The sequence below is a fragment of the Pseudoalteromonas sp. SCSIO 43210 genome (assembly GCF_054133285.1).
In genome coordinates this window covers 1,237,713-1,264,019 of sequence record NZ_CP087225.1, presented here as the reverse complement: position 1 = coordinate 1,264,019, position 26,307 = coordinate 1,237,713, and the positions used below count along the sequence as shown (strand labels likewise).

General features: G+C 38.6%; 21 protein-coding genes. 13 read left to right on the top strand and 8 right to left on the bottom strand.

Annotation, left to right across the window (positions count from 1 at the left end; translation table 11 throughout):
• Positions 1-21: 21 nt before the first annotated feature.
• The gene (locus LOS73_RS05650; protein ID WP_182692473.1) at positions 22-513 is read right to left on the bottom strand and encodes a DUF2798 domain-containing protein; all 492 of its coding nucleotides are present in this window, start codon (positions 511-513) and stop codon (positions 22-24) included.
• 63 nt (positions 514-576) lie between these two features.
• Positions 577-1,347 carry a rhamnogalacturonan acetylesterase gene (locus tag LOS73_RS05645; RefSeq protein ID WP_149605186.1) on the bottom strand — a complete coding sequence of 257 codons (771 nt, stop codon included), beginning with the start codon at positions 1,345-1,347 and terminating at the stop codon, positions 577-579.
• Between the two features lie 564 nt (positions 1,348-1,911).
• Between LOS73_RS05645 and LOS73_RS05640 the strand changes: the two genes are divergently transcribed.
• From LOS73_RS05640 to LOS73_RS05600, 9 genes are all read left to right on the top strand, one after another.
• A complete protein-coding gene (locus LOS73_RS05640; RefSeq protein ID WP_008134456.1) occupies positions 1,912-4,941 on the top strand; it encodes a TonB-dependent receptor in 3,030 nt (1,009 codons plus the stop codon).
• A gap of 218 nt (positions 4,942-5,159) precedes the next feature.
• Positions 5,160-6,629: a glycoside hydrolase family 28 protein gene (locus LOS73_RS05635; RefSeq protein WP_457934642.1), complete on the top strand. Its 1,470-nt coding sequence runs from the start codon at positions 5,160-5,162 to the stop codon at positions 6,627-6,629.
• Positions 6,630-6,643: 14 nt separating this feature from the next.
• Complete coding sequence (eda, locus tag LOS73_RS05630) at positions 6,644-7,273, top strand: bifunctional 4-hydroxy-2-oxoglutarate aldolase/2-dehydro-3-deoxy-phosphogluconate aldolase (protein ID WP_007377238.1); 630 nt, start codon at positions 6,644-6,646, stop codon at positions 7,271-7,273.
• Between the two features lie 64 nt (positions 7,274-7,337).
• Positions 7,338-8,783, top strand: a complete 1,446-nt coding sequence (gene uxaC / locus LOS73_RS05625; RefSeq protein WP_342866004.1) for a glucuronate isomerase — start codon at positions 7,338-7,340, stop codon at positions 8,781-8,783.
• A gap of 57 nt (positions 8,784-8,840) precedes the next feature.
• Positions 8,841-10,523, top strand: coding sequence for a DUF4861 family protein (locus tag LOS73_RS05620; protein WP_457934641.1), 1,683 nt, complete (start codon positions 8,841-8,843; stop codon positions 10,521-10,523).
• Entirely contained in the window at positions 10,523-11,392 is an 870-nt protein-coding gene (locus LOS73_RS05615) for a glycoside hydrolase family 88/105 protein (RefSeq protein ID WP_242401461.1), read from the top strand. The genes LOS73_RS05620 and LOS73_RS05615 overlap by 1 nt, the downstream gene beginning before the upstream one ends.
• 29 nt (positions 11,393-11,421) lie before the next feature.
• On the top strand, positions 11,422-12,615 hold the full coding sequence (locus LOS73_RS05610; protein ID WP_342866006.1) for a glycoside hydrolase family 88/105 protein: 1,194 nt from the start codon (positions 11,422-11,424) through the stop codon (positions 12,613-12,615).
• Positions 12,616-12,624: 9 nt separating this feature from the next.
• Entirely contained in the window at positions 12,625-14,310 is a 1,686-nt protein-coding gene (locus tag LOS73_RS05605; RefSeq protein WP_457934640.1) for a glycoside hydrolase family 43 protein, read from the top strand.
• Between the two features lie 221 nt (positions 14,311-14,531).
• Positions 14,532-15,263: an alpha/beta hydrolase gene (locus LOS73_RS05600; RefSeq protein ID WP_157770570.1), complete on the top strand. Its 732-nt coding sequence runs from the start codon at positions 14,532-14,534 to the stop codon at positions 15,261-15,263.
• 170 nt (positions 15,264-15,433) lie between these two features.
• On the opposite strand, the gene LOS73_RS05595 is transcribed toward LOS73_RS05600, so the two are convergent.
• From LOS73_RS05595 to LOS73_RS05570, 6 genes are all read right to left on the bottom strand, one after another.
• Positions 15,434-16,450 carry a LacI family DNA-binding transcriptional regulator gene (locus tag LOS73_RS05595; protein ID WP_007377232.1) on the bottom strand — a complete coding sequence of 339 codons (1,017 nt, stop codon included), beginning with the start codon at positions 16,448-16,450 and terminating at the stop codon, positions 15,434-15,436.
• Between the two features lie 263 nt (positions 16,451-16,713).
• Positions 16,714-18,015: a TRAP transporter large permease gene (locus LOS73_RS05590; RefSeq protein WP_007377231.1), complete on the bottom strand. Its 1,302-nt coding sequence runs from the start codon at positions 18,013-18,015 to the stop codon at positions 16,714-16,716.
• The gene (locus LOS73_RS05585) at positions 18,015-18,506 is read right to left on the bottom strand and encodes a TRAP transporter small permease (RefSeq protein WP_007377230.1); all 492 of its coding nucleotides are present in this window, start codon (positions 18,504-18,506) and stop codon (positions 18,015-18,017) included. The genes LOS73_RS05590 and LOS73_RS05585 overlap by 1 nt, the downstream gene beginning before the upstream one ends.
• 6 nt (positions 18,507-18,512) lie before the next feature.
• Positions 18,513-19,490, bottom strand: coding sequence for a TRAP transporter substrate-binding protein (locus tag LOS73_RS05580; protein ID WP_033023705.1), 978 nt, complete (start codon positions 19,488-19,490; stop codon positions 18,513-18,515).
• Positions 19,491-19,540: 50 nt separating this feature from the next.
• Entirely contained in the window at positions 19,541-20,383 is an 843-nt protein-coding gene (gene kduI / locus LOS73_RS05575; protein ID WP_033031990.1) for a 5-dehydro-4-deoxy-D-glucuronate isomerase, read from the bottom strand.
• 21 nt (positions 20,384-20,404) lie between these two features.
• Positions 20,405-21,169 carry an SDR family oxidoreductase gene (locus LOS73_RS05570; RefSeq protein ID WP_342866009.1) on the bottom strand — a complete coding sequence of 255 codons (765 nt, stop codon included), beginning with the start codon at positions 21,167-21,169 and terminating at the stop codon, positions 20,405-20,407.
• Between the two features lie 131 nt (positions 21,170-21,300).
• On the opposite strand from LOS73_RS05570, the gene LOS73_RS05565 reads away from it, so the two are divergent.
• Genes LOS73_RS05565 through LOS73_RS05550 form a run of 4 tightly spaced genes read left to right on the top strand, consistent with a single transcriptional unit; the run spans position 21,301 to position 26,292 of the window.
• Positions 21,301-22,803 carry a tagaturonate reductase gene (locus LOS73_RS05565; RefSeq protein WP_457934639.1) on the top strand — a complete coding sequence of 501 codons (1,503 nt, stop codon included), beginning with the start codon at positions 21,301-21,303 and terminating at the stop codon, positions 22,801-22,803.
• A 1-nt stretch (position 22,804) separates the two neighbouring features.
• Positions 22,805-24,292, top strand: coding sequence for a UxaA family hydrolase (locus LOS73_RS05560; protein WP_342866011.1), 1,488 nt, complete (start codon positions 22,805-22,807; stop codon positions 24,290-24,292).
• Positions 24,293-25,243, top strand: a complete 951-nt coding sequence (locus LOS73_RS05555) for a sugar kinase (RefSeq protein ID WP_457934638.1) — start codon at positions 24,293-24,295, stop codon at positions 25,241-25,243.
• Positions 25,243-26,292 (top strand): pectinesterase family protein, encoded by a 1,050-nt coding sequence (locus tag LOS73_RS05550; protein ID WP_457934637.1) that lies wholly within the window; start codon positions 25,243-25,245, stop codon positions 26,290-26,292. The genes LOS73_RS05555 and LOS73_RS05550 overlap by 1 nt, the downstream gene beginning before the upstream one ends.
• Positions 26,293-26,307 lie beyond the last annotated feature (15 nt).

Genomic DNA, 26,307 nt, shown 5'->3' with positions numbered 1-26,307 from the left:
GCCAATGGCTCTTTTTTGTTATTAGCTTTTTAAAAAGCGTTCTATTTTAGGTTTTACCGTAACCGACATTATCAGCATTATAGTTAAACCTATTGGTAATGCGGCTAATAACCCTTCAGCCCATCCAGTTACAAATACACGCATATCTGCATAGCCAATATTATTAGTAGCGGTAACAAACGCCATAACCGACTCCATGATCAGCGCCATAAAAACACTAATCACTAAATTACGTTTTAGCTCGCTACTACTAGGCAATAACTTATTAACTAGCTTATGCATTAAGGTCATCATTACAAAACCAACAGGCGCCATAACCAATACTGCACTTATAAATGAGGTAAACCAATCTGCATAAAAATGCTCTGTAACACCCACATTCACATAAGTCATAATGCCAGTTAGAGTACCGCCAATTAAGGTAATAATACTTACCATAACCAGTATTTTATAAATTACAGGTGTTTTTTTAGGCTCAACCATTACTGGGTTTGCTGATACGGGTGTACTCATTTTTAGGCATGCCTCAGCGTTAAATAGATGACAAAATCAACTATAACAAATTAATTGATAATATCAACCTTTTAGTTTTAAATGCTTTGGATCGGGAGTACGTAGCTTTTTTACCAATGGGTGGTTCAATATTTTTAGTTGAGTTAATACCAATTGTGCGACTTCGCGTGCACCAAGCTGATTTAAATGCGTATCATCTGTTACCCCAAATGGGTAGTTAGGGTGTAAATTTGCACCAATGTGCATAAAACGAAGTGCAGAACCTTTATCACCCAAAGATTGAAAATATGCCGTGGTTACCTTTTCCATATCTATAAAATCAACACCTGTTTCTTGTGCAACCTGACGGACTTTATCAGCGTATATAGGGTGTGTCTCTTTTAAAGTACCCATTTTGTTAAAGTAACGACGCGTAATTGGAGTGAGTAAAATAGCATGTGCTTTTTTAGCATTAATATCATTAATGAAATGAGTAAGATTATCTGCAAACTGATCAGGTGAGGTATACCTATCTATTTTTTTCTTGGATTCATCATTGTGGCCAAACTGAATAAACACGTAGTCACCAACTTGAATATTATCTATTATTTTTTTCCATAGCCCTTCAGTTTTGAATGTACGCGTGCTGCGACCATTTTTAGCTAAGTTGACCACAGAAACTGATTCATTAAAAAAAATGCTGAATGGCATACCCCACCCTGTTTCAGGATAGTCTTTAACATCTTTAATAGACATGGTTGAATCCCCAGCCATATATATATGTGTTGTACCTTGTTTACTCATTGCAAAAAAACTACTCAATATTAGTATTGAGCCTACTATTTTTTTTATCATTATTATCTCCTGCTTACGAAATAAGCTATAACGCTTGGCTAATTGACTGATTTAATTCAAAGGCTTTTATTAAAAATAACACAATTGCCACCGGTGGCAAATAAAATAATATATAGTCAATATATTATTCAGTTGTGTTTAGAGAGTGTTGAACTTTTTGGATTGATATTTGTTCAACTTAGGGGCGATCAAATCGCTTTGCTCGGTTTTTTGCCTAGTGGGCTAAGTAAAAACCGAGCAAAGTTTCCGCATCCGCCTTGTCTAAACGGCTGCAAATTTAACCTCGAAAGATAAACAAACCCTAGTCTATCTCAGATAATTAAATGTTAAATTATGTGAACCAAGTATTAATTTTATTGTTTTTATTATTTGACAGTCGCTATTTTTAGGTATAGTTTTCATCGCGTGCCACCGGTAGCAATTTATATCGTTCATTCATTGGCATTTTAAATTAAATTACTTAAACATATATTTTTCAGTCATTTATGTTAAATATAGCAAACACATGGCAAAACACCGACACGGCCATGTAATTTATAACAATAAAACACAACTGGGATCGCAATGGCAGCAATTACACACAACTTTAAACTAAACACACTCATGACCTATCTTATTTTAGGTGGCGTAATTACTAGCAATGCTTTTGCAGCTGAGCAATCACAGCAAAAGGCCAGTGACGACAGCGATGACATAGAAATCATTCAAGTAAAAGGTTATCGCGGTAGCATTAACGCAGCTCTTATGGCAAAACGTGAAGCTGTTGGCACACGCGAAACCATTATTGCAGAAGACATTGGTAAATTTCCCGATTTAAATGTAGCAGACTCTCTTGCTCGTGTACCCGGAATTTCAATTGAAGAAGATGCCGGCGAAGGTCGTCAAATCACGATTCGTGGTTTAGGTTCTCGCTTTGTTAAAACAACTATTAACGGTATGGAATCAGCATCTGCTGGTGCTGCAACAGATGCTGCTGGCGGTTCAAATACTTCTCGTGCATTTGATTATAATGTATTTGCATCTGAGCTTTTTACTCAAATTGATGTCGATAAAACAGTTTCTGCCGAAATGGAAGATGGCGGTATTTCAGGTAATGTTAATTTACAAACGGCGCGTCCATTTCAGTATGATGGTTTTAAAGGTTCTTACAACGTAAACGCCCGCTACAACGACATTTCTGAGGATGTATCCCCTCGTATTTCATTTATGCTGAGCAATAACTGGGATAACAAATTTGGAGTGTTAGCATCGGTTGCTTACAGCGATGGAACAGTACAAAGCGAAGGATCATCAAGTGTGCGCTGGACCGTCAATAACCCAAAATACCAAGATGATGGTTTACCTGTAACGCAAGGCGGCACTAACTATTTAACGGCTTCGCCTAAAACACTATTACAAGAAAATGGTAACTATACTGATGATAATTTAGATGGCTTATATTTACCGCGTATCCCTCGCTATTCTATTTTTTCTAAGCAGCAAAAACGTTTAGGTGCAACGGTTGCTTTTCAATACGCTCCCACCGACAACCTGTCTATGAATTTAGACATATTACATGCAGCCCTTGATACAACAATGGATGAATATCAATACTCTGTATTGTTACGTGACCAAAAAGACATTGTTCCAGAAAACATCCATATAGATGATAACAATACAATTGTAGCGGGAGCCTATTCTAATGCAATTATTCGCTCTGAAGCTCGTCAAGATAAGGCTGAGTCTGACTTTGACCAAATAAGTTTTTCTGGTGATTGGTATATTAACGATCGCCTCCAAATGAACTTTTTAGTTGGTATGGGTAAATCTGATTTAGACGTTCCTTACTCTAGAACATTTGCACTCGATAGCGCAGGTTCGACTGTTGCTTATAGTTACGATAGTAATATTGACCCTTTGGAGTTAATAAATAATCCAGGTGGAGTAGCAATAGGCAGTGGTGAGTTAAATTCGACCATGCCTTCATTTGCATTTGCTGCTGGCCAAGCCCCTGGCGCCATATTTACACGTGCCGATTTAGAAAATTCAATGGTAGATGGTAACAACTACGCCGCAGCTCTAACACGTAACCGCGCTCAAACAATCGAGAGTGAAAATAGTACAGTTAAAATCGATTTTAGCTACGAGATAAATGACCAATACACAGTTAAATTTGGTGTAGGTCAACGTTCGTTTGAAACAGAGCAACATGATTATCGATCTTCGTGGAAAGACCTTAATATTGAAACAAATAAAACCAGTGGAAAAAGTGCTGAAACACGCGTTATGGATTTAGATAATTCACAAATAAATGGCTTATTATTTTCAACTACGTTAGATAAACAAGGTGTCAAATTTGGTAATGATGCTTCAGTACCTGCCACATCAACACTAAACGATGGCACATGGTTAACGCCTGATTACAATGCAATGATGGCTGCATTTTCAGGTCGTGATTTTTTCGAAGCTAAAGAAGAATATAAACGCACATATTATATTAAAGAAGAAGTAACAACAGCGTATGCTCAACTTAACTTTAGGCACGACATTTTTGATAATGAACTGCGCGGTAATATAGGTTTACGTTATGTTGATAATAAAAATACCAGTCGCATCGTTAATTTAGACCACATCTATAAAGATGGTTACACAGCAGGTCGCGGCGACGGTGCAAATTTTGATAACGGCTACAGTTGGCGCGAATCAGTAAGTAAAGGTGACGAATGGTTGCCATCGTTAAATATTGCTTACGATATCACTGAAGATCTAGTTGGTCGCTTTAGTTATTCACATGCGATAACTCGCCCTAAATTGTCTGATTTACGCTCATCGATTAGTGTTAATGTCCCTGATGAAAACGATCCTACAGCATCAATTAAACGTGGCGCGGGGCCCTCTTTACAACCCTACAAATCGAAACAATATGATGTAGGCCTAGAATGGTATTTTGCAGAAGAGTCGCTTATTGCAACTTCATTATTTTATAAAGATATTACTGGCTTAACTAAGGACAGTAGTGATGAGGTATTAACGCAAGATGAGTTGGATCGACTCGGGATTGATATTGGTGATATGGACCCAAGTACTATAACTTGGCAAGTATCTCAACTCGTTAATACGGATGCCGAGGGTATGTGGGGGGCTGAATTTATCTATCAGCAACCTTTTACATTTTTACCTGCACCATTTAATAATTTAGGTCTGCAATCAAACTATACCTACATTGATTATTCTCGCGATGTTGAAGACCCTTTTTATGGTACTGAGCTAAATTTGGTAGAAGAAGAAACGTCTAAAAATTCGTACAACATTACACTTTATTATGAAGAAGAAAGCTGGTCGGCACGTTTTTCTTATAACTACCGCAGTGGGTATAACAAACAGTACCTCAATGAATATAAGGATGAATCTACTTTTGTACGTGGTTATGATGCAAAAGCTAAACTTAACTTTTCTGCTCGCTATGAGTTGAGCGAATCGATGAGTGTGTCGTTTGAAGCAGTTAATTTAACAGACGAAAAACAAGAACAATGGAATGATATTTATACCCAGCGTCCTTATGAGAGCTTATCCTCTGGGCGTCAATTTTTAGTAGGCTTGCGCGGATCATTCTAACAATGATCTTACCTAAAATAGCCGGTAACTTTGTTACCGGTTATTTTATATCAAAAAGCTATAGTGATTTTAATTATCACAAAAACAAATTGCCACCGGTGGCAATGGCTGATAAAGTTAATTTATAATAACTAACTCAATAATATTTAATCGTGTTAGTTAAGCGTACCAACAGCACTACTAATAATAAATAAGGTGCCACACTGTAGGATACATACATGGATAATACACGTAGATTTTTTATAAAGGCAGTTGCATCTAGTACATTACTTGGAGGAGCGTTAGTTGGATGTAAATCAGCCCCCCTTGTCGATATGCTAAGCAGCCCTGTAAGAGGTGATGACTGGAAAATGGCAGATGCGATTAAGTCATCCATTAAAGTCCCCTCGTTCCCAGATAAAACATTTAATATTATCGATTTTGGCGCTAACGGCGATAATAAAACTAACAATACTGTCGCAATTAATAATGCAATCAAATCCTGTAACGCCCAAGGAGGGGGACAGGTAATTATTCCTCAAGGTCAATTTATAACAGGCGCAATTCACCTACTTTCTAATGTTAATTTACATCTAGAGGAAGGCACTATACTCAGTTTTAGTACAAGCCCTGAAGACTATCTTCCAGCTGTATTTACCCGCTGGGAAGGCCTGGAAATGATGGGTTACTCACCGCTTATTTATGCTTTCGAGCAAGAAAATATTGCTATAACAGGCAAAGGTATTCTTGAAGGTAATGCAAATAATACCACCTGGTGGCCATGGAAAGGTAAGCACAAAGAGGCTCACTGGGAGCTTTTAACTGACAATAATGGCCAGATAATTGAGCAAAAAACAGCTCGAGATAAGTTAATGCGAGATGCTGAGCAACATATCCCCGTTGAGCAGCGCATTTATGCTGATGGCGCTTACTTACGCCCTCCTTTTATACAACCTTATCGCTGTAATAATGTACTTATTGAAGGTATCACAATTAAAAACTCGCCATTTTGGCTAGTAAACCCTGTACTTTGTAATAGTGTTACGGTTTGCGATGTTACTTTTTCAAGCCATGGACCTAATTCTGATGGCTGCGACCCTGAAAGCTGTAATCACGTCCATATCAAAAATTGTGTATTTGATACCGGAGATGACTGCATTGCAATTAAATCAGGAAGAAACGCTGATGGACGCAGAGTAAATACAGCCTCACAAAATATTGTCATTGAAAACTGCCATATGAAAGAAGGTCATGGCGGCGTCGTAATAGGCAGTGAAATTTCTGGCGGTGTGAATAATGTTTTTGTACAAAATTGTACTATGGATAGCCCCCATTTAGAGCGTGCTATTAGAATCAAGACCAACTCAGTTCGAGGTGGTTTAATTGAACACATCCGTATTCGTAACATTGAAGTTGGTACCGTTAAAAATGCGATTGTAATTAACTTTTACTATGAAGAAGGCGATGCGGGGCAATTTGATCCCATTGTCCGCGATATAAAAATAGACAACTTACATTGTAAAAATGTACTCAGTAAAGCCCTTTATCTTAATGGCTTTGCCCGTGATCCAATTAAAGATATTACGCTAACAAACAGCCACTTTGACAAAGTCGGTGATGAATCAATCGTTAACCATGTGACTAATTTTACCATTGATAATGTCACACTAAACAAACAACCAATGTCATTAGCTAAAATAACCCAGTAAAAGGTAGTAAATGAATGAGCAATAAACCGTTTTCCGCATTAATGGCATCACAACCTATTTTACCAATCATTCAAGCTAATGATGAACAACAAGGTATTGATATAGCAAACGCAATGTACGAATCAGGGATTCATCTTGTTGAAGTTGTATTAAGAACAGAGCAATCGATTAATGCCTTAAAAGCTATAAAACACGCAATACCAAACCTTATTGTTGGTGCAGGAACGGTGACGAGTACACATATTTTGGATAAGGCACTTAACGCAGGTGCTGATTATATTGTTACTCCTGCCGTCTCTTCTAAATTACTGGATGCGCTTTCTAGCTGTGAAGTTCCATGCTTACCTGGTGTATCAAATACTTCTGACATATTACTTGCAACAGAGTTTGGTTTTAATGAACAAAAATTATTCCCCGCTTCTCTTGCTGGAGGCCAGCCTTTTTTAAAAGCAGTATCGAGCGTATTTAAAGATGTTCGCTTTTGTCCAACAGGTGGAATAAATCAAGATAATTATCAAGAATATTTAGCTCTGAGTAATGTTTTTGCCGTAGGTGGTACATGGGTAGCCAATCCTCAATGGGTGATAAATAAACAGTGGCAACTTATTACACAGGCATGTTCACACGTACTCGAAGCTAAATAATTTAAGTTTATAAAATTTGCCACCGGTGGCTGAATAGGTAAAAGAAATGAATGCAGGAATTTCCATGACGAAGAATATTGAACAATTAAAATTACACCCGGACCGTCTTTTCTCAAGTGATCCAAGCGTTATTAATATTGCACGCCAGCTGTATGAAAAAATAAAGGATTTACCAATTATTAGCCCACATGGGCATACGGATCCAAGTTGGTTTAACGAAAATAAGAACTTTGGCAACGCAACTGAACTCTTTATTAAACCTGATCACTATGTATTTAGAATGCTGTACAGCCAAGGTATTGACCTTACCACGCTAGGGATCCCCGAGCATGGCCTTGAAGGCGATATGGAACGCTCGAGAAATGCGGATCCAAAAAAAGCGTGGCAAATTTTTGCTGACAATTATCACCTATTTGCTGGCACACCAAGTGGTTACTGGTTAGATGCGGTATTTAGTGATGTATTTAACTTTACAGAAAAACTTTGCTCTGTAAATGCACAAGACTACTATGAAAAAATAACGGCGGCCTTAGCAACAGAAGCATTTAAGCCACAAGCACTGATGGACAGATTCAACATTGAACTAATTGCAACAACTGAAGGTGCTTTGGATACACTCGCGCACCATAAAGCGATTGCTGGTACATCGATGGAAAAACGTGTTATTACCTCGTTTAGACCAGATGATGTTGTTGATGCAAGCCGAGAAGACTTTATTGAAAATATAAAAAAACTAGGTGAACTAACCAACCAAAATACTGCTACATGGCAAGGTTATCTAAGTGCAATTCAAACTCGCCGTGATTATTTTAAACAAGAAGGCAGAGCAACAGCAACTGATCATGGTCACCCTAGTGCACTAACTGCTGATTTAAGTTTAAATGAATGTGAAGCCCTTTTTGAAAAATGCCGTACAGGTCAAGCAACAGAACAAGAACAAGAGCTTTTTCGCGCCCAAATGCTAACTGAACTGGCTGGAATGAGTATAAAAGATGGCCTAGTGATGCAAATTCATCCGGGGGCACACCGAAATCATAACTTACCAATATTTAATCAATTTGGCCGAGATAAAGGCGCAGATATACCAAGTCAAACCGAGTATGTTAATGCACTTAAACCGCTGTTAAGTAAATACGGAAATAACCCAAATCTAAAGATTATTCTATTTACCCTTGATGAAACAACTTACAGTCGTGAACTTGCGCCGCTCGCAGGCCACTACCCTAGTTTAAAACTAGGCCCAGCATGGTGGTTCCATGATAGCCCCGCAGGTATGTTAAGATTTCGTCAGCAAGCAACTGAAACTGCTGGATTTTATAACACGGTGGGCTTTAATGATGATACGCGAGCATTTTTATCAATTCCTGCACGTCATGATGTAGCACGCAGAGTAGATTGCCGATATTTAGCCGAGCTGGTAACAAATCATCAAATTAATGAAGAAACAGCTCACACGTTAGCTTATCAATTAACCTATGGGTTAGTTAAAAAAGCATATAAATTAGATTAGCTTATTTAATTAACAGCCAAGTACTTTTTGCTTGGCTGTTATTATTGGGAGAAGATTATGACAATAAACGCCCCTTTAAAACAGTTTGCACTCGCATCCGGCGCTATTATTTTTGCAAGTTTGTTTCTATCGGCTTGCCAGCAAAAAGAAAGCACTGCAGCATTACCAACACTTAAAAAAGCGCCCCCTTTAGCACAAATAGAAATCAGTAACCCCTCTGATTTTGCACGTCCTGATGAGCCTATCTACGTGAGCTACTACGATTTAGGCCTCACATCAAAAGAAGCACTCAGCGTTTTCAGTGCTGATGTGAAACTTCCAAGTCAAGCAGTTGATATTGACTACGATGGCACTGTTGATGGACTTTACTTTGTTGTTGATTTAAATAACAGCACACCTGTCAGTATTACTATTGAAAATACACCTGTTAGTGTTAAACCTGTCGATAAAGTAAAACGAGTACAGGCAGATCTTGCCCATAAAGTTGCTGGGCAATGGCATCCACATAGTCGCCCCCCTAAACACCAAATAAATACAGGTAAAAAAGAATACGTTGGAGGTCATTTTGAAAATGTTAAATCACTTACACCGCCAGATTACTATACGGACCATTCAAATTGGATACGCTATGAAGGACCCGGTATTGAATCAGACAAAGTAGGCTATCGCTTTTATTTAGATTGGCGAAATGGCTTTGATGTTTTCGGTAAATTAACACCAGAACCCGTGTTACACCAAGTTGGCTTAGATGGATATGAATCTTATCATCACAAAGCACGTTGGGGGATGGATATCCTTAAAGTAGGAAGCTCTCTCGGTGCAGGCGGCTTTGGTGTAATGAATACAAAAAACCAGCTTGAGCACGTCGCCAATGTAAAAACACGGACAGCACGCATTGTCGAAAATGGCGATTTACGCGCGAGTGTACAGCTAGATTATAACAACTGGAAAAGCTCATATAATCAACAAAATCTTGTTGCTGATATTAGTATGCATGCAGGTTCACGCCTAGCAAATGTAGCACTAAAGCTAAGTAAAGACTTACCGAATATGGCTACAGGCATTGTTAAACATGAAAATACTGTGTTCATACAAGGTGATTTAAGCAACTTAAGTAACTATGGCTATAGCTATATTGCTAGTTGGGGTAAACAAAGCTTAGATAAATCACCACTTGGTATGGCTATTTTTTTCAAAAAAGGCGATCTAAAAAAAGTAACCGAAGATAAAAACAACTATCTCGCGATACTTGAGCCTAAAGGGGATAAATCTCAGCAACGTGTTAATTACTATTTTGCTTCAGTGTGGCAACCAGAAAGCGGCATAAATAGTAAAGATGCTTTTATTGATTATTTAAACAAGGAAGCCGAAAAATTAACACAAAAACCACGTTTGCGAATTAAAACGCGTTTATCAGCAGCTCAATTCAAAGCACCACTTGATGCAAAAAGTGCTTTAAAGTGGACACAGGCATTAGCTGACACCGAGCTTTCTCATAAAGTACTTGGTTATCACTATATGGGCTGGGATGTAAACCGTAAACGCTTACCAAAATTTGAATACGATATCATTGGTATTCAGCCTTACGCATATAATCAGTTAGCTCTATTGACCGGAAAAAAACAGTACAGCGAAGTCATTGAAAAAGTAACCGCGAGCTTCATTTCTGATCAAGGTAAAATTTATGCGTATAAAAAAAGTAACTTCAATATTGATAACATCCCCCCGGCCAAAACTTAATTAGCTTATATGAGCGTACAGGTGAGGCTAAATACCGTGTAGCTATTGAAACACTTAGAGAACAATTGCACGATCAACCACGCACCTCTGCTGGTGCTTTTTGGCATAAAAAGAAATACCAAGGTCAAGTATGGTTAGATGGTGTTTACATGGGTATGCCATTTTTAGCTCATTATGCAAAAAAATTCGAGCTTGGTCATAAACAGCAAGAAACGCTTAATGAAGTAGTCAACGAATTTAAACTTACTCGCGAATTTTTACGCGACTCAAATACAGGGCTTTACTACCATGCATGGGATGAGCTAAAAGCACAAAGTTGGGCTGATAAAAACACAGGATTGTCGCAAGAATTTTGGGCTCGCGGCATGGGCTGGTTAGCCATGGCTGTTGTTGATGTACTGGATTATATTCCGACAGAAAATATCGAGCAGCGTGATTTTTTAGTCACAATGATTGGTGAGATTGCCGTTAGCCTTAAAAGTGTTCAAGATCAAAACACCGGAACATGGTGGCAAATACTTAACAAACCTGCGCAGCGCGGTAATTACCGCGAGTCGTCAGCCACAGCAATGTTTATTTACTTTTATGCCAAAGCAATCAATAAAGGCTACTTAGCTAAAGAATATACTGCTTTAGTAAAATCAGCTTATAAAGGTTTACTCAGTGAATTTACCCTTGTTCATAAAGATGGAACTGTTTCTATGCTAAATCAATGCTACGTAGCAGGGTTAGGTTTTGGTCGTGATGGAAGCTATGACTATTACATGAGCGAACCTATTAGCCGTAACGATCCCAAAGGTGTTGCACCATACATTTTGGCTGGTATCGAAATGGTTAAGCTACTAGGTATAGATAACTCAGTAAAGTAAGTCATTCTTCAAAATAAGGTTGCGTTACTATGCATTTACCATTTAGTTCAGCTGTATTTTCAGTGCTTATCTGTATTTTTTGTTGTGTTTTTACTTTGAAAGCCGAGCCATTACCAAATGAAAATTTATGGTCTATCAGAATGGCTGAATCAGAGATGCAGCGAAACCCACAGGCGTATACCCTCGATTGGCGCAAAGCGCCACGTTGGGATTACACACACGGCCTTGAGCTACTCGCATTCTCTCGGCTTTATCAAAATACAAAAGACAAACGCTACTTTGATTATATACGTGAGTATGTTGATAGCTTAATTAATGAAGATGGCACCATTAAAAGCTATCAACAGAGTAAATATAATATTGATATGCTCAACGCCGGTAAATTATTGTTTTTTATGTATGATGAGACTAAAAACAATAAATATCGCTTAGCAATCGATACTCTTTACAAGCAGCTAGAACATCATCCTCGTACTAAAGAAGGTGGGTTTTGGCATAAAAAGCGTTATACCTCCCAAATGTGGCTCGATGGGCTTTATATGGGTGCGCCCTTTTATGCACAATATATACGCCGCTATGGCAGCGAAACGCAATTCGACGATGTAATCAAACAGTTTGAATTAATAGAAAAATACCTTTATCGCAGTGATACTAAACTACCTGTACATGGGTGGGATGAATCTAAACAACAGGCATGGGCAAATCCTAAAACGGGACAATCGCCTAATCATTGGTCTCGTTCTATTGGTTGGTATGCCATGGCAATGGTCGATGTACTTGACCAACTCCCGAACAATTACAATAAAAAAACGTGGCTAAACACACGCTTTAAGGCGCTAATTGATGCCGCTCTTATTTACCAAGATAGTTCTGGCACCTGGTTTCAAGTAACTGATAAAGCAAGTATTAAAGGCAACTACCTAGAATCATCAGGCAGCGCTATGTTAACTTATGCTATGGCTCAAGGTGTTATGAACGGCTACCTTCCTGCGGACTACTTGTTACATGCACAGCGAAGCTACAACGGTTTAATTAAACAATTTATTTTAGTCGATGCAACGAACCAACGTATTTCTTTTACTCAGACATGTGCCGTAGCAGGCCTTGGTGGTACACCCTATCGCGATGGTAGCTTTGGGTATTATATAAGTGAGGATATTAGAGCCAATGATCCTAAAGGCGTAGGGCCATTTATTTTAGCTAGCCTTGCTTTGATGCGTTAAGACCTAATAATGCGACCAATAAATATAATAATACTGTTAAAATTTTTTGTATATTACCTCGTTACTTTTTCATTTTCAGCCAAATCAATTGCCCCACCAGACGCGGCCTATGTAACAGATAATACTGATATTAAGCGCGTTAGTTTAAATACCGACGATTATACAAATCCTATATTACACGCCGATTATTCCGATCCTGATGTTGTTGCTGTCAATGGCCACTACTACATGACCGCGTCTAGCTTTAATTCAGCCCCAGGATTGCCAATACTTCATTCAACCGATTTAGTTAATTGGTCTTTAATTAATTACGCACTAACAGAACAGATCCCCGTAACGCATTACCAAAAAGTGCAACATGGTAATGGTGTTTGGGCACCAAATATACGTTATCACAATAACTTGTTTTGGATATTTTACCCAGATCCTGATTTTGGTATTTATGTTACCACAACAGCCAATCCAGCAAAAAAATGGAGCAAACCGCGCTTAATTTTATCAGGAAAAGGAATCATCGATCCAACACCTCTGTGGGATGATAACGGTAAAAGTTACTTATTACATGCTTGGGCAAAGAGTCGTTCAGGCTTTAATAATGTTTTAAGTTTGAGGGAAATGACAAGCGATGCATCATCGGTAAGCAGCCTATTTACTCATATCATTGATGGCAAAAATTTCCCTGGATATAGGACGATTGAAGGACCCAAATTTTATAAGCGTAATGGCTATTATTATATATTTGCCCCAGCAGGTGGCGTTGATTTAGGTTGGCAATCGGTGTTTCGTAGTAAAAATATAGCCGGTCCTTACCAAGCTAAAATAGTTATGAATCAAGGTAATTCTATTATTAATGGCCCGCATCAGGGTGCTTGGATACATACTGACTTTGATGAAGATTGGTTTATCCACTTTCAGTCAAAAAAAGCGTATGGCCGTATCGTACATTTACAACCAATGCAGTGGAAAAATGATTGGCCTATCATCGGCAAAGACGAAGACGGTGATGAAATAGGTGAGCCTGTTTTACGCTATAAAAAACCAGTGCATAGCGATACAGTGACGATTAAATCACTTAAAGCAAGTGATGATTTTACTGCTGAACAACTGGCTCTACAATGGCAATGGAATGCAAATTCTGATGTACGTTGGTATTCGCTAACTAAAAAGCTTGGTGTTTTGCGCTTATATCAGCAGAAAAAAATAGCCGAAAGCAATGACAGCTTGTGGTTAACACCTTCCCTATTACTACAAAAATTACCCACAAATACCTTTACTCTAACCACTAAACTTACGTTACCTAAATTGCCATTAAAAGGCCAAGCAGGACTTGTCTTATTTGGTGAGAACTATGCATGGATCGGTATTACTTATGATAAAGAAACGCAAACTAATCAACTGGTTTACGCACAATGTATAAATGCACGTAAAGGCTGTAATGAACACTTAAAAGAACCTCAACCTTTCTCTGGTAATAATGTTGAGTTACGTATGACAATGCAACCTACTGGCGATGCTATTTTTAGTTATCGCACTAATAGCACAGATCCTTTTCGAATTATTGGTGAACATTTTAGTGCTACAAAGGGACGCTGGGTAGGAGCAAAAGTGGGTTTATTTCATGTTGCATCTAAGCCAAACGCAACGCAATTTATAGATGTTGATTATTTTCGTTTCACACCAATAGAGCAAAATTAAAAATGCGTAATAGCAACAGATTAATTCATTGTATTATACTCATTCTAAGTACCTTTCTTGTAGTATCATCCGCATATGGAAAAGAGTACACGTTGCAAAATAGGTATAAAAAATTAATAAAGGATTACCCACAAATACAGTTACCCTCACAAACAATACCCCGCGAAATCTTGTCCTATCAGGATGTTGTTTATAAAAAAGTTACCGACCATGTATTAGCAATGTCTATTTATCGCCCCAAAAATTCAACCGCTTCCTTACCACTTGTTGTCATGATTCATGGTGGGGGCTGGCAATCAGGAACACCTGAACTATTAAAAACATTAGCATTTTCTATTGCAGCACAAGGGTTTGTGGTTGCAGTGCCTGCATATAGATTATCAACAGAGGCGCAATATCCTGCTGCAATTAATGATTTAGCCACTGCGCTGAATTGGCTTACAACTCATAAAGCACAATATAATATAGATACATCAAAACTAGCGCTAATTGGCAGCTCTGCAGGAGGGCAAATGGCGGCCTTACTGGCCTACAGTCAAGGGCAATTAAAAGAAACTAATAACCCACTTATAAAAGCTAACGTATTAATAAATATTGATGGATTGAGCGATTTTACAACACCTATAGCCCTACGCTATGAAAATGACCCAAGTAAAAAAATAACATCTGCGAGTGCTTGGCTCGGTTCGCGATATGAGGATAACCCCCAACGTTGGCATAATGCGTCACCAATTAACTATATTAACGCAAGCTCACCCGCGACCTTATTTATCAATAGTAGTGCTAAGCGTTTTTATGCAGGCAGAGAAAAAGCCATTCAAAAGTTAAATTTTCTGGGTATAACCACTGAAGTTTATCAATTTAAAGATGCTCCTCATTGTTTTTGGCTATTTCAACCGTGGCAAACAGACACAATAAAAGCAATGACGTTATTTTTAAAAAAACAGCTATAACGGGTATTTTATACCAACCGGCTTATATATGGGGTCTATTTAAAGATAAGAAAATTGCACTATAACTAGGCAAAAAATTTTATATCTAATTGTTCTAAATAAAAAATTTTTAACAACGTTATAGAGTGATTTAATTCATTAAATTGTTCAAGTATTTATGCCGTTTGGTATTATTCGCTACATTGCCCTGTCGACTCTCGCTTAACTAAAGTGGGCGTAACCGTTTTTTGAAGTGGTAACTTTTCTTTTGTTGCACGTGACTTATTTATTAACTTTTGTACTGCTAAACATGCCATATTATAAACAGGTCGACGAATCGTCGTTAACGAAGGAATAATGCGCGACGCTAAAATATTATCATCAAATCCTGCAACTGAAAGCTCATCGGGTACTTTGATATTTAAGTTACTTGCAACGCGTAATGCCGCTGCGGCCATTTCATCATTATTAGCTACAATAGCTGTTGGTCTATTAGGCGTGTCTAACAGTGTTTGTGCGCACATTAAGCCACTTTCGTAATTATTTTTCCCTTCCACAATACGACTGTCTGGTAGTTGCACATTGTAAACCTGTAACTCAGCCAAAAAACCGGCTAAACGCTCAGTAGATGAACGAAAATGTTGCGGCCCAGAAATAAAACCAATATCGGTATGACCAAGTTCAACTAAATGGCTTGCCATATCACGCATGGCTGCACGCTCATCCGAGACAACTATATTGTCTGCATCATCTAAATCAACAGAGGCAAGGCGTACATAAGGACATTGTGCTTCACGAAGAGCCGCCGCAAGTGCTTTATTTTCAGATACTGGTGGTAGGATAATCACGCCATCTAATTTTGAGCGTGAAATAAAACGTAAGCAATCATCAATAAAGTCCTCATGCTTTGACGACCCGGGGTGAACAACTAGCTCATAACCCAGTTCGGCGCACACACTTAAAGCACCGCGTTGTACTTGGTCAATATAAAGCGCATCAGGGTTATCATAAATTAGTCCTAATAAATAAGAACGACTAGATGCGAGTCCACGAGCCTGCTTATCTGGTGAAAAGCCTGTTTCTTTAATTATTTCCAGTACCCGCTCACGCGTTGCCTCACCTACTGCTGGTGAGCAGTTAATTACGCGAGAAACAGTACGTTTTGAAACACCTGAAAGCCGTGCTACATCATTGATCGTTACTGACATTATAAGTTCCTGAACAAGGGTAATCTTCAATTTTACCAGCTACTTGATGTCTGTAAAGAAACCATTGCAGTGATTAGTCTTTCAAGGCAAAAATGAACCCAAAAATAAATTATTTTGTAAGACAATAGTTATAACAGCGGTTGGCTTTTACGCAAAATAAATTCGACCAACCGCTTTTTGTATAGCCTATTGTAGTAGATTCAGCGCTGTTAGCGTGAAAATTACGGCTTAAAACAAGTTTATTATCCCAAGTTCAGATTATGTTACTCAATAAGACCAAATAAGCGAGGTAAAAACTCACTCACAGCAGGTACGTAGGTAACCAGCATTAAAACTAAAAACATAACGATATATAACGGGATCATTGGCTTAATAATTTTATGAAGAGACGTTTTAGCCACTGCACAACTTACAAAAAGTACACTTCCTACTGGTGGCGACACCAACCCTATGGATAAATTTAGTACAATCATAATACCAAATTGTATAGGCGACATACCAAACTGTTCAGCCACAGGCAAAAATATTGGCGTAAAAATAAGCACCGCTGGAGTCATATCGATAAATGCTCCCACTAGAATTAAAATCAAGTTTATGAGTAATAATATAATAATTGGGTTATCACTGAGTGTTAAAAAGAAATCACTGACAATTTGCGGAATATGGGTAAACGATAGCAGCCAAGACATTGCAGAAGAAGCACCTATGATGAGCATTACAATCGCGGTTGTTTCACATGCTTTTAGTAATATTCCAGGTAACGCGGCTAAACTAATTTCCTTATAAACAATAACAGATAATATTAACGCATAAATTACCGCGATTGCCCCCGCTTCAGTTGCAGTAAATACCCCTCCAATAATACCGCCTATTACAATAAAAATAAGCAGCAAACTAGGAAAGGCAGCCAACACTTTTTCAATAACAATTTTCAACGGTAGGCGTGCTGTTACAGGGTATTTATTTTTAATAGAATACACCGCACAAACAGTCATTAATGCAAGTCCAACTAATATACCTGGAAGGTAGCCTGCTATAAATAATGCCGCAATTGAAACACCACCACTGGCGATTGCATAAATAATTAAAATATTACTGGGTGGAATTAGCATGCCCGTCGTGGATGCCGTCGCGGTGACAGCAGCCGCAAAGTTTTCACTGTAACCATGTTTTTTCATCTCTGGTACCATAAAACTACCAATCGCTGAGGTTGCAGCTACAGCAGAACCTGATATTGCACCAAATAGCATACACGACAAAACATTTACCAACGCTAAGCCACCAGGTAAAAACCCTATTAATGCCATCGCACATTCGATTAACCGCTTGGCGATCCCTCCTTGGCCCATGATAAGCCCAGAGAGAATAAAAAATGGAATAGCAAGTAAAGCAAAACTATCTAATCCGCCAGCTAGCTGTTGGGCGATAGTCGTCGCCGCCGGCGTAAAATCCATATGCATTAATAAGGCGAGTAAAGTAGCTAAACCAATGCATATTGAAATAGGGACATTAATAAGTAGTAATGCAAAAAAAGTAACGACGAGAATTATTGCTGTAAAATCCATTACACCTCCTCCTTCTGTCTAGTAGCGGCTAATTGAAGTAAATTATCTAAGCAATTAATCGCAATAAGTACCCCGCTTAATGGCAACACTAAATAAACAAATCCCATATTAATGCCTAAAGCTGCTGATGTTTGCTTCAAATCAAAGCTTAATAGCATCAATAAAGCGCCCCCATAAATTAATAGACTGCTGGCTGTTATTAGCGCTATTAATTCTATAAAAATAGCGCATTTGTGCTTTAGTCTCGGTTTCATTTTTTCATAAAACAGATCAAGCCCTAAATGTGCACGTGTTCGATAAGCGTAGGCTGCACCTAATACGCCAATCCAAATAAGCAAAAAGCGCGCTAATTCTTCGGTATATGAACTTGGCGAACGCATTATAAATCTCGAAAAAACCTGCCAGCAAACCACTGCAACAATGGCAACCATAGCCATAATCAAAATACGCTCAATTAGGTGATTTAAAAGTGTGTTAAATTTACGCATCATCTCTCACTACATTGCTTTAATTTTTGTTATTACTTTTGCAACAGGAGTGTTGTCAAAAGACGCATGAAACTCAACGACTTGATCGCGAAATGCTTTTTTATCTGGATAGGTTACTTCAACACCCGCTTCAATTACTTTTGCAAGGGCGTCATCAGAAGCGGTTTGCCATAACGAACGCTGGTACTTTACTGAATCAGCCATTGCTTGGCTTAGCCATTGCTGTTGCTGAGTATTTAACGAATTCCACACACTTTGGCTGGCTATAATCACATCAGGTACAAATGTGTGCTCATCTAATGAATAATATTTTGCTATTTCATAATGGCGAGATAAGTAATAACTAGGTGGGTTATTCTCTGCACCATCAACAACACCTTGTTGCAAAGCTGCATAGAGTTCACCCCATGCAATAGGCGCAGCTGCACCACCAAGGGCTTGGACAGTGGCAACCGCAGTTGGACTATTCAGTACTCTTATTTTTTCACCCACTAAGTCATCAGGTGTGTTGATTGGTTTATTCGTTGTATAAAAACTACGGCTACCCGCATCGTAATAACCCAGCCCTTTAAGTTTTGCAGTTGCAACCTTATCGAGTAAATTTTGGCCTGTTTCGCTATTGAGTACTCGCCAAAAATGTTCACTATCTCTGAATAAGTAAGGGATACCAAATACTTTCATTTCAGGTACAAACCCTTCAAGAGGACTGGCTGATACTTTGGTTATAGCAAGGCTGCCTATTTGTAATAGTTCAATTAACTCTCGTTCAGAACCAAGTTGGCCACCTGGGTAAATTACTATCTCCATACTCCCCTTTGAATAGTAATCTAGCCGCGTTGCCATATATTCCATCGCCTTGTGAACCACATGACGAGTATCAAGTGTATGCGCTAATGTTAAACGTATGGTTTTTTTATCATCGCTACAACTGGTGAGTAGCCCGATCGATAAAACCAAAAAAACGACATTGAGAAGATTCTTATGCATTATTATATTTCTTCTTATCAGTGTGTGAATAAGCGATTGTACGAACTACATTACCTCAGTTCATGCGGCTGATATTTATCCATATCATCATAATCTAGATTTTCGCCAGCCATCCCCCAGATAAAACTGTAGTTTTGAGTACCCGACCCAGAATGAATAGACCACGCAGGTGAAACAACGGCCTGTTCATTATGTATCCATAAATGGCGCGTTTCTGTGGGTTCTCCCATAAAATGGCACACAGCTTGTTGCTCTGGTATTTCAAAATAAAAATACACTTCATTACGTCGATCATGTTGATGAGCAGGCATTGTATTCCATACACTACCAGGCTTTAGCTCAGTCAAACCCATTTGTAATTGGCATGTCTTTACAACTGTATTAATCAGCATTTGGTTTATATCACGCTCGTTAGACGTTTCTAAAGCGCCTAAATGCAAGACGTTTGCATCATTACGGGTAACTCGTTTATTTGGGTATTTATGGTGTGCTGGCGCCGAATTTAAATAAAACTTAGCTGGATTTGTGTTATCACAGCTTTTAAACGTCACATTTTTTGATTCTTTACCTATATACAAAGCATCTTTGTAGTTAAGTTCAAACGTCTCATTGTCTGCGGTTACCGTACCTCGGCCGCCTACATTGATAATGCCCAATTCACGTCCATTCAAAAAATGAGCTGCTTTAAGGTTATCTAATGTCTCTAGCGTTAAAGCTCCTGCAGTTGGAACCGCACTACCTACCATAAAACGTTCGTAATGCGTGTACAGCCAATAAATTTTGTCTACTTGCATAAGCTTATCAACCAAAAACTCATCTCTGAGCTGCTGTGTATCGTAGCCTTTCACTTCATTTGGACCAACGGCGTAACGTGACTCAATTTCTGTACTCATAGTTTGCTACCTAAAATAAAGTTATCGTGCTAACCAGCCGCCATCAACAGCTAAAATATGTCCATTAACATAATCGCTAGCAGCTGATGATAAAAAGATGGCGGTTCCAATTAAATCCTCAGCTTCACCCCAACGCCCTGCTGGTATACGTTTTTCGATCTCACTGTTTCGAGTAGGATCATCTTGTAAAGCTTGTGTGTTATCGGTTTTAAAGTAACCGGGAGCAATTGCATTTGTTTGAATATTATATTGCGCCCATTCATTCGCTAATGCTTTAGTAACGCCTGCAATAGCATGTTTACTTGCTGTGTAAGCAGGTACTGTCATGCCACCACTATATGAAAGCATTGACGCAATATTGATAATTTTCCCTTGCCCTTTTCTAATCATTGCAGGTGCAAGTACCTGAGCAAGTAAAAAACTAGCATCAACATTTACTTTCATTACGTTTTGCCACTGCTCGTACGGATAATCTACGGCTGGACTTCGAAAAATAGTGCCACCTACATTAATTAAAATATCAACAGTCCCAGCATACTCTAATGCACGCTCCGCAAGCGAAATTACAGCATCTTCGCGGCTTAAATCAGCAGATAATTCAATCACTTGCCCTGATTCATTGTTAATCATCTGGCACGTGTTTTTGCAACCATTCTCTTGGCTACTGCTACATATAATATTTGCACCTGCTTGAGCTAAACCCAAGGCTATTTGCTGCCCTAATCCACGGCTGGCCCCAGTTACTAAGGCCGTCTTTCCCTTTAAATCGAATAAATGCATGCTCATTGCCAATTCCTATCGTTAATCTCTATATTTATATAATGTAAATAAAATAATTTGAGTTGTTAAAAGCCATTCTTCGCTACCGGTGGCAGTTTGTCAAATTTAATTTGCCACCGGTGGCATTTGTAAGTAGTATGAAATCAACAACAGGCCAATCGATACTCAAAATGGGTTATATTATGCAAACATTGAATAGAAAAAACTTTAATAAAAACAAATACCCAACAAAAATAATGCAATTTGGTGAAGGTAACTTTTTACGCGCTTTTGTCGATTGGCAAATAGATAAATTAAACCAAACGAGTGATCTAAGTGCAGGCATTGCAATTATTCGCCCAATTGATTACGACACATTACCGCTGCTAAATACACAAGATGGTTTGTACACCACTATTATTCGTGGCTTAAATGAACAAGGTGAAACCGTAAGTGAAGAGCGTATTATTGGTTGCGTTAATGAAGAGATCCCTATTTATAAAAACTTTGAGCGTTTTTTAGAGCTTGCTACAAATTCTGATTTGAAAATCATTTTTTCAAACACAACTGAAGCAGGCATAGAGTACATTGATTCAGACAAGCTAGAGGATAAACCTGCAAAAGCATTCCCAGCAAAGCTAACACAATGGTTATTTCATCGATTTAATCACTTTGCTGGCTCAGCAGAAAGAGGCATGGTCATTATTCCGTGTGAACTTATTGATTACAATGGCGAAAAGCTCAAAGAAATCGTTTTAAAGTACGCAAAAAACTGGCAATTACCAGAAGAGTTTACCCAATGGTTAAATGTACATAACCATTTTTGCTCAAGCCTAGTTGACCGTATTGTGACAGGCTTTCCACGAGACGAACATCAACAACTGCAAGAGTCACTCGGTTATTTAGACAACTTTATGGTCACTGCCGAGTATTTTCACTTATTTGTTATTCAAGGACCAAAACATCTCGCTGAGTTATTGTGTTTGAAAGACAGTGACGTAAATATAAAAATTGTCGACGATATTTCACCTTACAAACAACGCAAAGTGGCTATTTTAAATGGAGCACATACAGCGTTAGTGCCGCTGGCATATATGGCAAATATTGACTCGGTTGGTGATGCCCTTAGTACTCAATTATTTGAACGGTATTTAACTCAACTCATTGCTGATGAGATTATTCCGACCCTTGATTTACCCGCAGATGAGCTAAAGAAGTTTGCCAGCGATGTACTTAACCGCTTTAGAAACCCCTATATTTGCCATCTACTATTGTCTATTTCACTAAACAGTATGACTAAATTTAAGACACGCCTGCTACCTCAGCTATTTAAATATGTGGAATTAAACCAAAAGGTTCCTGAGTTAATTGCGATGGCAATGGCTGGACAAATTTTATTTTACAGTGGTGTACGTAATGATGAGTCTATAGCTCTCAGTGATAGCGAACAATGGTTAGCGTTTTTTAAAGACAACTGGCTGGAGTATGGCCGTGGTAGCTTAAGTATTGATCAATTGGTTGAAAAGTTCCTAGCCTGTGATTGGCACTGGGAAACAAATTTAAATGATATTTCAGGCCTTAAACAAAGCATCGTAGGTTATCTACAGAGTATGTTGAACACCAGTGTAGCAGCCACCATTGAAAGTAAATTAGGTCAATAAAATGAAACCATTAATCAAATTACACCCAACCGATGATGTAGCAATTGCCATGCGCAATATTGGAGCAGGCGAAACATTACCGGTTGATGGCATCGACATTTTAGTAACTCAAGATGTAGACAAAGGCCATAAAGTAGCTTTGCGTGACATAGAAAAAGACGAGAAAGTTATAAAATATGGAGCTCCAATTGGCTTTGCTTTAGCTAATATACCAAAAGGTACGTGGGTTCATACACACTGTGTTAAAACCACCCTAAACGATGAACTTGAATATCAATACACCCCTGAGTTTATTGACCAAGCAGCAGCAACTCCATCACCCGATGTTAATATTTATCGTCGTAAAAATGGCGAAATTGGTATACGCAACGAGATTTGGCTTATCCCTACTGTTGGCTGTGTAAACGGTATGATTGCACAAATGAAAAAAGAGTTTATGCAACGAAACCCTGATCTTGGCATTGACGGAATTCATGTTTTTCCTCATCAATTTGGCTGCTCACAGCTCGGTGATGATTTAGAAACAACCCGTATTCTTTTACAAAACATGGTATTGCACCCTAACGCAGGCGGTGCGTTGGTTGTTGGCTTGGGGTGTGAAAACAACCAATTAAATGTGTTTAAAGAAGGGCTTGGGGATTTTGATGAAAACCGCGTTAAATTTTTAATCACACAACAAGCTGATGACGAAATTGAAGATGGTGTCGCTCTTCTCGAAGAAATTTATAGTCGAATAAAGCACGACAAACGCGAACCTGGAAAATTAAGTGAAGTTAAATTTGGTTTAGAGTGTGGTGGCAGTGATGGCCTATCGGGCATAACAGCTAACCCTATGCTAGGTGTGTTTTCAGATTATTTAATAGCCCAAGGCGGTACAACCGTGTTAACCGAAGTACCAGAAATGTTTGGTGCCGAAACGCTATTAATGTCGCGTTGTAAAGACGAAGCAACCTTTCATAAGTTAGTTGAAATGGTTAACAACTTTAAAGGTTATTACAAAGCACATAATCAACCCATCTACGAAAATCCGTCACCTGGAAACAAAAAAGGCGGAATAACCACATTGGAAGATAAATCACTAGGGTGTACACAAAAAGCTGGCAGCAGCAAAGTACAAGCCGTCTTACACTACGGTGAACGTTTGAGCGTACCCGGTTTAAACTTACTAGATGCACCTGGCAATGACCCAATTGCAACAAGTGCTTTAGGTGCTTCTGGTTGCCACATTGTACTATTTACCACTGGTCGTGGCACCCCTTATGGCGGCTTTGTTCCTACGCTTAAAATTGCCACTAATTCAGAGCTAGCCAAGAAAAAAACACGCTGGATAGATTTTGATGCTGGTGTGCTCATCAACGATGTAAGTATGGAGCAAGTGCATGGTGAGTTTGTTGACTTGCTTGTTGAGATAGTCAACGGAAAACAAACCTGTAATGAAAAGAATGATATTCGTGAAGTCGCTATCTGGAAAAAAGGAGTCACGCTTTAAATGTCTATCAAAAAAATAGCAATTATTGGCGAGTGTATGGTTGAGCTATCGGGTCAATTATTTTCTTCTATGCAACAAAACTATGGCGGTGACACAATGAATACCGCTATTTATTTGAAAAAGCTCGCAGGTCAAAGTGTTGATGTAAATTATGTTACTTGCATGGGTGCCGACACTTTGAGCACCGCGATGATAAAGCAGTGGCAAAAACATCAATTAAATACTGATTTTGTACTTATCGCACCTGATAAACAGGTTGGTTTGTATATGATCCAAAACGATGTTCAAGGAGAGCGCTCTTTTCAATATTGGCGAAGCGACTCAGCAGCAAAATATTTGGTAACACATCCTGATTTTAACCATATTGTCGCGCTTCTTAGTCATTTTGATGCTATTTATCTATCAGGGATATCACTCGCTATTTTATCAGTTAAAGATTGCAATACCCTGCTTGAAATTCTGAAAAAGCTTGCTCATCAAGGTGTCGATATTATTTATGACAGTAATCACCGCCCGGCTCTTTGGGCAAGTGATGAACACTGTAAAAAAACCAACAAAGTCATGTATGCGCTTGCTAATTTATCATTGCTCACTTTTGATGATGAAGTACAAATTTGGGCCGATAATAATATTACCGCTTGCCATTCTCGTTTACACAAAGCCGGCGCTCAGCATGTGCTCATAAAAACAGGTGCTGATGGTTGTCAGTACAGTAATAAAAACACCTCAGAGCCCCGCTATTTTAAAACCAACAAAGTCGATAATGTTACTGATACAACAGCGGCTGGGGATTCATTTAACGCGGGGTTTCTAGCATACTGGCTACACGGTAATTCAATAGAGGACTGTGCCAAAGCTGGTAACTTATTAGCCGGACAGGTTATTCAACACCGAGGGGCGATTGTAAGTATTGATACTGATTCAATAAAAACGTCAATAATAGGTCGTTAATGATGAAGTTTACTTTTTTCGTTATTTGTCTATTGGTTAGTTGCAACATCCACTCAAAAACACCAGCCATTGGAAGTGAGCCCAGTACTATTTTGTATGTTGATAAGCATAACCCTAAATATTTCAGCTCTATTCAACAAGCTATTGATGCGAGTACTCACTTTAAACGCGTTATTATTTTAATCAGCGCTGGCGAATATAACGAAAAGCTATTTATAACTCGCAATAACTTAAGTTTAGTTGGTCAGTCGCAAAGTAATACGCGAATTACTTTTCCTGAGCTTAGAAATAACTGGCGAAAAAATCACGACAGTGATTGGGGGGCGGCGGTTGTAAATATTAACGGTAGCGATATAAATATCGTCAACTTACAAATCACTAATCACTACGGCCGAGAACACAACACTAACGAGCACCAGTTTGCGGTTCGTAGTTTTGAAAACGCCACCCGCATCACCTTGCATCAATGTAACATTAGTTCCGACGGGGCCGATACTCTGAGTTTGTGGAATAAAAAAGATGGATTATATTACCATTCATATTGCTCATTTACTGGCGCAACCGATATGGTGTGTCCTCGTGGTACCGCGTTAATTGAGCATTCTAAATTCTTCAACATAAAGCAAAGTGCCACTCTTTGGCATGATGGCGAACTCAATGTAAATCAAAAGCTCGTTGTAAATGACAGTGAATTTGATGGTGTAAAAGGTTTTTGGTTAGGTCGACATCATTATGATGCACAGTTTTATTTAATTAATAACCAGTTCTCTAGCCACATGGCTGACAAACCAATATTCAAAAAAACCTACCCTGATAAAAGCCGTAATAAGGCAAACAAATTTGGCGCTCGGTATTTTTTTGCGAATAATCAAAACATTAATAGTTATTCATGGGCACGTAATAATTTTCAGCCCACTAACACTTATTTAGCCCAACAAACTGTCGAACAGTGGGTATTTGGTGATAAATGGCATCCAAATGCCGTACTTCATAATTTAGCACAACAAATAAATAAAACTACTTTTGCTACTGATAGCTTTAGCTTATAAACATAACAATTTTAG

Excerpts from the sequence above, each read along its gene's own strand:
- LOS73_RS05650 (WP_182692473.1), bottom strand. The coding sequence starts at position 513 with ATGAGTACACCCGTATCAGCAAACCCAGTAATGGTTGAGCCTAAAAAA.
- LOS73_RS05590 (WP_007377231.1), bottom strand. The coding sequence starts at position 18,015 with ATGGATTTTACAGCAATAATTCTCGTCGTTACTTTTTTTGCATTACTA.
- LOS73_RS05645 (WP_149605186.1), bottom strand. The coding sequence starts at position 1,347 with ATGATAAAAAAAATAGTAGGCTCAATACTAATATTGAGTAGTTTTTTT.
- LOS73_RS05570 (WP_342866009.1), bottom strand. The coding sequence starts at position 21,169 with ATGAGCATGCATTTATTCGATTTAAAGGGAAAGACGGCCTTAGTAACT.
- LOS73_RS05640 (WP_008134456.1), top strand. The coding sequence starts at position 1,912 with ATGGCAGCAATTACACACAACTTTAAACTAAACACACTCATGACCTAT.
- LOS73_RS05610 (WP_342866006.1), top strand. The coding sequence starts at position 11,422 with ATGCATTTACCATTTAGTTCAGCTGTATTTTCAGTGCTTATCTGTATT.
- kduI (WP_033031990.1), bottom strand. The coding sequence starts at position 20,383 with ATGAGTACAGAAATTGAGTCACGTTACGCCGTTGGTCCAAATGAAGTG.
- LOS73_RS05585 (WP_007377230.1), bottom strand. The coding sequence starts at position 18,506 with ATGATGCGTAAATTTAACACACTTTTAAATCACCTAATTGAGCGTATT.
- LOS73_RS05550 (WP_457934637.1), top strand. The coding sequence starts at position 25,243 with ATGATGAAGTTTACTTTTTTCGTTATTTGTCTATTGGTTAGTTGCAAC.
- LOS73_RS05635 (WP_457934642.1), top strand. The coding sequence starts at position 5,160 with ATGGATAATACACGTAGATTTTTTATAAAGGCAGTTGCATCTAGTACA.
- LOS73_RS05565 (WP_457934639.1), top strand. The coding sequence starts at position 21,301 with ATGAAATCAACAACAGGCCAATCGATACTCAAAATGGGTTATATTATG.
- uxaC (WP_342866004.1), top strand. The coding sequence starts at position 7,338 with ATGACGAAGAATATTGAACAATTAAAATTACACCCGGACCGTCTTTTC.
- LOS73_RS05595 (WP_007377232.1), bottom strand. The coding sequence starts at position 16,450 with ATGTCAGTAACGATCAATGATGTAGCACGGCTTTCAGGTGTTTCAAAA.
- LOS73_RS05600 (WP_157770570.1), top strand. The coding sequence starts at position 14,532 with ATGTCTATTTATCGCCCCAAAAATTCAACCGCTTCCTTACCACTTGTT.
- LOS73_RS05560 (WP_342866011.1), top strand. The coding sequence starts at position 22,805 with ATGAAACCATTAATCAAATTACACCCAACCGATGATGTAGCAATTGCC.
- LOS73_RS05620 (WP_457934641.1), top strand. The coding sequence starts at position 8,841 with ATGACAATAAACGCCCCTTTAAAACAGTTTGCACTCGCATCCGGCGCT.
- LOS73_RS05555 (WP_457934638.1), top strand. The coding sequence starts at position 24,293 with ATGTCTATCAAAAAAATAGCAATTATTGGCGAGTGTATGGTTGAGCTA.
- LOS73_RS05580 (WP_033023705.1), bottom strand. The coding sequence starts at position 19,490 with ATGCATAAGAATCTTCTCAATGTCGTTTTTTTGGTTTTATCGATCGGG.
- LOS73_RS05605 (WP_457934640.1), top strand. The coding sequence starts at position 12,625 with ATGCGACCAATAAATATAATAATACTGTTAAAATTTTTTGTATATTAC.
- eda (WP_007377238.1), top strand. The coding sequence starts at position 6,644 with ATGAGCAATAAACCGTTTTCCGCATTAATGGCATCACAACCTATTTTA.